Annotated in this window: 9 protein-coding genes; 5 read left to right on the top strand and 4 right to left on the bottom strand. The window is 65.3% G+C overall.

Annotated elements, in window-relative coordinates; genetic code table 11:
- Together AWB67_RS25655 and AWB67_RS40890 are read left to right on the top strand one after the other, a co-directional pair.
- Window positions 1-965, top strand: a 965-nt coding sequence (locus tag AWB67_RS25655; protein ID WP_125477667.1) for an MFS transporter, incomplete at its 5' end; no start/stop codon positions are given.
- A gap of 270 nt (window positions 966-1,235) precedes the next feature.
- Window positions 1,236-1,391, top strand: a complete 156-nt coding sequence (locus tag AWB67_RS40890) for a hypothetical protein (protein ID WP_159964934.1) — start codon at window positions 1,236-1,238, stop codon at window positions 1,389-1,391.
- A 279-nt stretch (window positions 1,392-1,670) separates the two neighbouring features.
- Here AWB67_RS40890 and AWB67_RS25650 read toward each other — a convergent pair whose 3' ends face one another.
- A complete protein-coding gene (locus AWB67_RS25650) occupies window positions 1,671-1,943 on the bottom strand; it encodes a hypothetical protein (RefSeq protein WP_087659020.1) in 273 nt (90 codons plus the stop codon).
- A 91-nt stretch (window positions 1,944-2,034) separates the two neighbouring features.
- Window positions 2,035-2,862, bottom strand: coding sequence for a helix-turn-helix domain-containing protein (locus AWB67_RS25645; protein ID WP_087659019.1), 828 nt, complete (start codon window positions 2,860-2,862; stop codon window positions 2,035-2,037).
- A gap of 132 nt (window positions 2,863-2,994) precedes the next feature.
- Between AWB67_RS25645 and AWB67_RS25640 the strand changes: the two genes are divergently transcribed.
- The 3 genes from AWB67_RS25640 (at window position 2,995) to motB (ending at window position 5,395) form a co-directional block, all read left to right on the top strand.
- Complete coding sequence (locus tag AWB67_RS25640; RefSeq protein ID WP_087659018.1) at window positions 2,995-3,372, top strand: nuclear transport factor 2 family protein; 378 nt, start codon at window positions 2,995-2,997, stop codon at window positions 3,370-3,372.
- Window positions 3,373-3,532: 160 nt separating this feature from the next.
- Window positions 3,533-4,402: a flagellar motor stator protein MotA gene (motA, locus tag AWB67_RS25635; protein WP_087659017.1), complete on the top strand. Its 870-nt coding sequence runs from the start codon at window positions 3,533-3,535 to the stop codon at window positions 4,400-4,402.
- Window positions 4,403-4,426: 24 nt separating this feature from the next.
- Window positions 4,427-5,395, top strand: a complete 969-nt coding sequence (gene motB / locus AWB67_RS25630; protein WP_087659016.1) for a flagellar motor protein MotB — start codon at window positions 4,427-4,429, stop codon at window positions 5,393-5,395.
- 6 nt (window positions 5,396-5,401) lie between these two features.
- Here the strand turns inward: motB and AWB67_RS25625 are convergent, their stop codons facing one another.
- Together AWB67_RS25625 and AWB67_RS25620 are read right to left on the bottom strand one after the other, a co-directional pair.
- Window positions 5,402-5,689 carry a DUF6723 family protein gene (locus tag AWB67_RS25625; protein ID WP_374729740.1) on the bottom strand — a complete coding sequence of 96 codons (288 nt, stop codon included), beginning with the start codon at window positions 5,687-5,689 and terminating at the stop codon, window positions 5,402-5,404.
- 275 nt (window positions 5,690-5,964) lie between these two features.
- Complete coding sequence (locus tag AWB67_RS25620) at window positions 5,965-8,175, bottom strand: hybrid sensor histidine kinase/response regulator family protein (RefSeq protein WP_087659015.1); 2,211 nt, start codon at window positions 8,173-8,175, stop codon at window positions 5,965-5,967.
- Window positions 8,176-8,252: the final 77 nt, after the last annotated feature.

Raw genomic sequence — 8,252 nt, 5'->3', positions numbered from 1 at the left:
TCGTCGGCGGGATGCTGATCGCGGGCTTTGGCTGGCGCGGCATCTTCTGGGTGAACCTGCCGATTTGCGCGCTGGGGATCGCGGCGACTTGCGCCTGGGTCGACGACACGCCGCGCTCCGCGAAGGCGCGCGGCATCGATCTGCCGGGCCAGGCGCTCGCGGCGGTCGCATTGGCGGCGTTCGTCGGCGCCATGATCGAGTTGCGACCGCTCGGGATCACGCATCCGCTGGTATTGGGCGGGATCACGCTGGCGGCGGTCGCGGGCGGCCTTTTCATCACCGTCGAAAAGAAGAGCGCCGCGCCGATGCTGCCGCTCTCGCTCTTCGCCGACCGCACGTTCAGCGCGGCTGTCACGTTCGGCATATTCGCGAATTTGACCTATTACGGGATGGTGTTCGTGCTGAGCCTTTACTTGCAGCGCGTGCTCGGTCATACCCCGCTTGCCACCGGCCTCGCTTTTTTGCCGCTGACGGGCGGGTTCCTGCTGTCGAATCTGGCGAGCGGGCCGGTCGTTGCGCGCTTCGGGTCGCGCGGACCGATGATCGCGGGCGCGCTTCTCGACGCCGCCGGGTTCGCCGCGCTCGCCTTCGTCGATGCCTCGACGCCCACCGTCGCGTTGCTGATCCCGTTCCTGCTGATTCCGTCCGGCATGGGCCTGGCCGTCCCCGCGATGACGACCGCCGTGCTCGGCGCGGTCGCTCGGGAGCGGGCGGGGACGGCGTCGGCGGTGCTCAATACGGCGCGGCAGGCGGCGGGGGCGATCGGTGTCGCGGCGTTTGGCGCGCTTGCCAGTCACGGCGCGGGCGGGGCGGAAGCGGCCCAGATCGTCGTGGGGGTGAAGTGGTCGGCGGGGATTTCGGTGGGGCTTTTGATATGCGGGGCGTTGACCGCGTGGTTCGTGAGGAATGCGGCGGCGCGGGAGGAAGGTGCGTCGTGTGGGCGAGCGGTGCGGCAGGGGGACTGAGCTTGTGCGTCGGGGCTCGGGCAATCCGCACACGTTGCGCGGAAATTCAAGTCAAAACGCGTGGGCGTTGGTTCCGCGTATTTCTAAGAGAACCCGGCGTCGCGCGGCACAACACGACGGAGTAAAGCGCGCGACGTATGCTAAAGATCGATGACGTCGGCTCGCTTCTCCGACTGTCTTACAACACCCCACGCGGGAACGCCCGTTGCGTCATCCGATCCGCACACACCGTGCAACGCCCGGTCCGCAGGCCGTACGAGGATAGCCGCCATGTCAACGCCACACGATCCCGGCCAGCCGCTCGATCCCGATCCCGACACCCTGCTGGATCCGGATGCCGCGCCGAACCCTGATGATCCCGATCTCCCCGATGGTCCCGATTCCGCGACGCCGTTCGCGCCGGGCGACGCCGTGACAAGCGCGTAGCCACGTCAGCGCCCGGCTGGGTGCAAAAACGCCCGCACTGCGACACATCGCGTGCAGGCGTTTCCGTCAAAAATGGCCCCGAAACGACAATGCTGCGCTGAACGTCAATGCGACTCCCGATTCCACAACACCGCTCGCGCCCGGAGACTTCATATAGCACGCGCATCTGCAAAAACGCCCGCGCCGCGAAATCCGCGTGCGCGGCGTTTCAGTGTCGAACCAGCTGAAAAACCACCAAAACCGGCCGAAAACTACGAATTCCCGCCCAATCTCAAAAACCTAAAGACTCGTAGTCTGCACTTCACCTGTCTCCAGCGCCCGCTCGATCAGCGCCTCCTGCTGTGCCTTCCTGACCGCATCGGCGACGAAATTCTCCGGCGCTTCCACTTCCGCCCGAATCGCGCCGATGATGCCCGTCGCATCGACGATCACGAGCGATTCCGCCGAATCCGCGCGGCTGATGATCACGCGCTGCGGCCCTCCGCCGTCGGCGATGCTGGCGCAGAACTGCATCGGCTGCCCGCCAATGGTTTGCTCGAATGTCTGGATCATCGCTCTTTCGCCTCTCGTTGATTGAATGAGGAAACCTGCCAGTGTGTCGGTCGCAAGTCTTGTTCCATTGATCGGCACGCGCGCCGGAGGTTCAAATTTTGTAAGAATCGGCCTGGACGGACTGGCGCAGGGCTTCGGCCGTCGCGGCGTCGGCGGGAAAGAACGCCTCGAGCGCCAGTTCCGACAGCGTGATGTCGACCGGCGTGCCAAACACGGTCGTCGTGCTGAAAAACGACAGCACGCCCGACGGCATCCGCAGTTGCAACGGGACGACGACCGCATCGGTTTCGCCGTGCGTCGGCGCGCCGGCATGCGCGGGCGCCGGATAAGCCTCCAGTTCGCGCAGCAACGCGCCGAGCGTCGCGTCGCCGGAAACTTCCACCTGACGCCGCACACGCGCGAGCAAATGCGCGCGCCACTCGTGCCAGTTGACGATCGCATTTGCCAGGCCCTGCGGATGCAGGCTCAGGCGCAGCACGTTGACCGGCCCTTCGAGCAGCGACGGATCGGCGAGCGCTACGAGCGGCGCGATCGCGGCGTTTGCCGAAACCATCGTCCAGTGGCGATCGACGGCGAGCGCCGGATACGGCTCGTGCCCTTTCAGCACGAGTTCGACGGCCCGGCGGGCGGCCGACAGTTGCGGATCAGCGAGATTGCGCTCGCGGTAGAGCGGCGCGTAACCGGCCGCGACGAGCAGCGTATTGCGCTCGCGCAGCGGCACGTCAAGCTGTTCGGCAAGGCGCATGACCATCTCCCGGCTCGGCACGGAACGGCCCGATTCGACGAAGCTCAGATGGCGCGTCGAAACTTCGGCCTCGCCCGCGAGATCGAGCTGGCTCATGCGTCTGCGCTGCCGCCATTCGCGCAGCAGAGCGCCGACGGGCGGAGGCGGCGCGGCGTGGGCAAGGGTCGAGTTCATGAGCCGATCTTAGACGAAGCAGGCGAGCTTTCCATTACCTCCGGCGTAATCGACAGCCCGCCGCCGGTTTCCGATAGTGGGCCACGCAGACGCAAAACGCCGCTGCGCCAACGTCCACTCAAGGAGCCGAGCATGAACACGCAAGCCAATGTCCACGACACGTTGATCGACCGCTACTTCGACGCCTGGAACGAAATCGACGCTGAACGCCGCGCGTCGCTGATCCGCGAGAGCTACGCGGCGAACGCGTCGTACCGCGATCCGCTGTTGCGCGGCGACGGCCACGACGGCATCGACGCGATGATCCGCGCCGTCCACGAGCGCTTTCCGGCGCACACGTTCAGCCGCACGACCGGCATCGACGGCTTCGCGAACCATCTGCGCTTCAGTTGGGAACTGCGCACGCCGGAAGGACAATCGATCGTGAAAGGAACCGACTTCGCCATCGTCGACGAAGAATCGCGCATCGTGTCGATGACCGGTTTCATCGATGAAGCACCTGGCATGTAAAGTAAAAATTACCGCGCAAACGTTCCGCGTAAAGTTTCTCTGTCTATCCCCTAAATCTCCGATTAACCGGGCCGTTAAGAACAAAGACGACTTCGCGCGCCGAGCATGCCTGCAAACGCAGACGGCGCGCCGCGCGAAGCCCTGACTTCCCGGAGAAATCATGTTTGTCGCAATCGGATGGATCGTGGTGATCGCCTCGGTGATCGGTAGTTTTGTCGGCGTCGGCGGCCATCTTGGCGCGCTCGTGCAGCCGTTCGAGTTGCTGTGCATTTTCGGCGCGGCGCTCGGCGCGTTCGTCGTGTCGAATCCGACGGCGACGCTCAAGAAAACGCTCAAGGCCCTGCCGACCGCGTTCAAGGGCGGCGCGTACACGAAGGAAAAGTATCTTTCCCTGATCGCCCTGCTCTACGAGCTGCTCCAGAAAGCGCGCAAGGAAGGCATGATGGCGCTCGAAGCGGACGTCGATGCGCCCGAATCCAGCCCGCTCTTCCAGAAGTACGACCACGTGATGAAAGACCATCACCTGCTCGATTTCATCGTCGACTATCTGCGCATGATGTCGAGCGGCAACGTGAACGCGCTCGAAATGCAGGATTTGATGGACGAAGAGCTCGAAACGCACCACACGGAAGCGTCGGTGGCGGCGAACGCGATCCAGAAGATGGCCGACGGCCTGCCCGCGTTCGGCATCGTCGCGGCGGTGATGGGCGTCGTGCATACGATGGGTTCCGTGGGCGCCGCGCCCGCCGTGCTCGGCGAGATGATCGCCGGCGCGCTGGTCGGCACGTTCCTCGGCATTCTGCTCGCGTACGGCTTCATCGGGCCGCTCGCCGACCTGCTCAACGCGAAGGGCCAGGCCGAAGCCAAGCCGTACCAGTGCGTGAAGTCGGTGCTGCTCGCGTCGATGAACGGCTACGCGCCGACGCTCGCCGTCGAGTTCGGCCGCAAGGTGCTCTTCACCGCCGATCGCCCGAGCTTCAAGGAACTCGACGACGCCGTGCGCGCCACCAAGTCGCCGAAATCGGCGTGACCCTGAGCCCGACGGAGCACGAACATGGCTGAAAAACCTTCCCGCGATCCGCTGCAATCCGTGCTCGCGCCGACCGTCATCGTGCGCCGCAAGAAGAAAGGCGGCCACGGCGGGCACCACGGCGGCGCCTGGAAGATCGCCTACGCCGACTTCGTCACGGCGATGATGGCGTTCTTCCTGCTGATGTGGCTGCTCGGATCGACGTCGAAATATGACAAACAAGGCATCGAAGATTACTTCAACACGCCGCTCGCGGCCGTGTTCGGCGGCAAGGACGGCAGCGGTGCAGCGCGTACCAGCGTGATCGAAGGTGGCGGGCGTGATCTTTCGAGCTCGCGTCCGGGCGAAGCCACCAAGAGCCAGACGCAGCCGGTGCCGCCGTCGATCGCGCGCGCCGCCGTCGCCGCCGAGGACGCGCAGCGCCTGCAGCATCTGAAGCAGAAACTCACCGCGCTGATCGAAAACACGCCCGCTTTGCGCGCGTTCAAGGACCAGATCCGCATCGCGATTACGAGCGAAGGTTTGCGCATCGAGATCGTCGATTCGCTCAAGCGGCCGATGTTCGCCTCGGGCAGTTCGCGCCTCGAAAGCTACGTGACGACGATTCTGTCGCAGATCGGCGCATCGCTGAACGACGTGGACAATCGCGTGTCGATTGCGGGCCACACCGATGCCGTGCCGTACTCCGGCAGCCAGTCCGGCTATTCGAACTGGGAGCTCTCGGGCGAACGGGCGAACGCCGCGCGGCGCGCGCTGGTGGCGGGCGGCATGAGCGAGAAGAAGGTGCTGCAAGTGCGCGGCCTGGCCGACGTGCTGCCGCTCAACAAGGACGTCGCCGACGAACCGACCAATCGCCGCATCAGCATTCTCGTGCTGAACAAGGCGGCCGAGCAGGCATTCTTCAAGGACGGCGGACGCACAACGGTCGACGAAAACGCGCCTGTGAACGGCGTAGTGCCGGTCGCGGCGACGGCGGGAGGCCGTTCGTCGTAAGGTTGATCAAGCCTCCGGGTTGCTGATGTCGCCCGCGACAATCCGCGACCCGTAGGTGTCCGCCGCGACGCGCGCTTCCTGCCGCGTCGGAAACGGTCCGATGACCGGCGCGCCGGCGAACGGAAACAGCAGGCGTCCGTCGGTCTTGCGCACGACTTTCAGCGTGCCGATATACAACCCCGCCGCGTTCACCTGATACGACGCGTAGATCTCGAAATCGTCCTCCGTCGGCGGCGCGTGGTGCGCGCCCGGCTTCTGGGCCGCCTTCGAATAGGCCAGTTTGGGTTTTCTCACTTTCTCTCTCCTCAGCCCCTTTTTGCAGTAATTCGCGCGTGCCGCCATAGCTAAATTCGCATTCGTTTGCGATCGCTAAACGCTTGCGCCAAACGCACAAGGTCTGCTTTTCGTACGATCGAAAGCTTGGCCTGTATGCCTGACAGAGCGATTCACGCGCGCGCTGCACGCCGCCTGCTTGCCCGGAACTGGATGCATGCGCCAAAGGACATACGCACGCAGCGTTCCCTCTCGCGCGATTGCGAGAAGGAATTGGTGCAGAGGAGAAGTTGGGTTTAGTGGACGCCCGGTGCGACGAGTTCGCGCAGGTCTTCCATATCGAAGGGCTTCGCGAGAATCAGCACGCCGAGATGTTTCGCGCGTTCGAGCTCGTCGGCGTAACCGGTCATCAGCACGACCTTCTGCGACGGCAAACGCAGGAGAATCTGCTCCGCGAGGTCGATGCCGTTCATGCTCCCCGGCATCTGGATGTCGGACAGGACGAGGTCGAACCCATAGCCTTGCCCGAGCAGTTCGAACCCGGCATCGGCGCTTTCGACGTGATGCACCGCGCAGCCGAAAACCTCCAGCACCGCCGAGACGGCCGCCGCGACATCGGCGTTGTCCTCGACGAGCAGCACCGACATGCCGCGCAGTTCTTGATGGCGCTCCGGCTCTGCGTCCCGCTCGTGTTCCGCGATGAACGGTTCGGCTTCGGACGGCGGCGGCACAGGCGGAAGGGGCGTCTCCAACGGCGCCGCCGCATGGTGATGCGGCAGATAGAGCCGCACCGTCGTGCCCGCGCCCGGGACGCTCGTGATGCGCGCCGTGCCACCCGCCTGCTCGCACGCGGCGAGCACCTGCGCGAGCCCGAGGCCCGTGCCCGCGCCGCGGACCTTAGTCGTGAAAAGCGGTTCGAACGCTCGCTGGCGGACGTCGTCGCTCATGCCTTCGCCGTTGTCCGATACCGAGATCAGCACGTACTCGCCGTTCGGCAGCTCGCTCTCGCCTGCCTTCACGCGCACGTTCTGGCAGCGGATCACGATGCGCCCGCCGCGCGGCATCGCCTCGCTCGCGTTCACGACGATGTTCACGAGCGCCAGTTCCAGTTCGACGGGATCGGCGCGCACGGTCCACAAATCCGGCGACAATTCGATCGACACGACGATATTCGCTTGCACCGATGACTTCATCAGCTCCGCGATGCCCGGCAGCCACGCGGCGGGATCGACGAGTTCCTGCTTGAGCGGCTGCTTTCTCGCGACGCTCATCAGGCGGCGCGCGAGCGATTCCGCGCCGGCGGTCGCGCGCTCGACGGCCAGCACTTCGGGTTCGACATCGCTGAAGTTCTTGCGCCGCGCAAGCTCCATGTTCGACGCGACGACCATCAGCAGGTTGTTGAAATCGTGCGCGACGTTCGCGACGAGATTGCCGAGCGCGCCCATGCGCCGCAACTGCCGGCTCGACGCCTCGATCGACAGCCGGATCGCCACCTCGGCCTGCCAGCGCTCCCACGCGGCCTGCTCGGCGTTCAGCCGGCGGATCGAGAACACGACCAGCAGCCACACGACGACGCACGGCACGAGCGCGATCGCCGCGACCAGCGCGCAGTTGCGCCACCAGTTCTGGTAGATCGATTCCATCGCGTAGCCGGCTGCGACGTAGAGCGGATAGTCCGCGACGCGACGGTAGGCGAGCAGCTTGTCGACGTTGTCCACCGTCGATGTCATGCGCAGGCGGCCATATAGCTCGTTGTTGCGAAACGCGTTGGTGAACGGCGTGTTGGTCGCGGGGTGAGCGCCTGCGGGCTCCGGCGGATAGCGCACCATGATGCCGCCGTCGCGCCGGTACAGGCCGATAGTGAGCGCCGGATCGCTCCCCGCGAGTTCGCGGTAGAAGTCGCTGAAGTAGTCGCGCTTCAACGCGATCGATACCGCGCCGAGGAACTGTCCGCCGTGCGAGACGCGGCCCATCGTCGTCGTGAAGACGTCGGCCTGGCCGACCTTGCCGCGCAGCGGCAGCGAGAAGTACGTGACGGGCGCCATCGCGCGGGCGGAGCGGAAGTCCTCGCGCCCGCCGACGGAAACGCGCGGCACCGGATAGTAGCGGCTGTTCGCGAGCAGGTCGCCGTTCACGCCGAAGACCGAGATCGCCGCCACTTGCGGAAAGCCGCCGCCGACGTCGTCGAGCGTGCGGTGCAACTGCGCCTCGCGGCCCGAGACGTTCTGGTCGTCGCTTTCGCCGAGCATGTCGACGATGCGCGTGACGAGCTGCTGGTTCAGGTCGATGACCTTGACCGCGTGCTCGTTGGCGACACGCACGACGCGCTCGACCAGATCGTCCGCATTGGCGATACGCCGCTGATAGTCGTAGTAGCCGTAGACGGCGAGGCACACGAGCGGCACCAAAATCGAACCGATGAGCACGAGCAGCAGCACCCGGCGCGTCTCGGCGAAATTGCGCGAGGGCAGCGGCAGGTCGAAGGTCGCAGTCTCTGTTGGATTCAAGCGTCGGCCCCCGGATATGGTCAGTCCATATCATACCGGCGCGCGGGCTGCCTTATCGGACACTCGCGTGTGCAGGA

The organism is Caballeronia terrestris (assembly GCF_001544515.1).
GTDB classification, from domain to species: Bacteria; Pseudomonadota; Gammaproteobacteria; order Burkholderiales; family Burkholderiaceae; genus Caballeronia; species Caballeronia terrestris.
The sequence above is the reverse complement of the archived record's forward strand: the minus strand, read 5'-3'. Positions and strand labels throughout refer to the sequence as shown.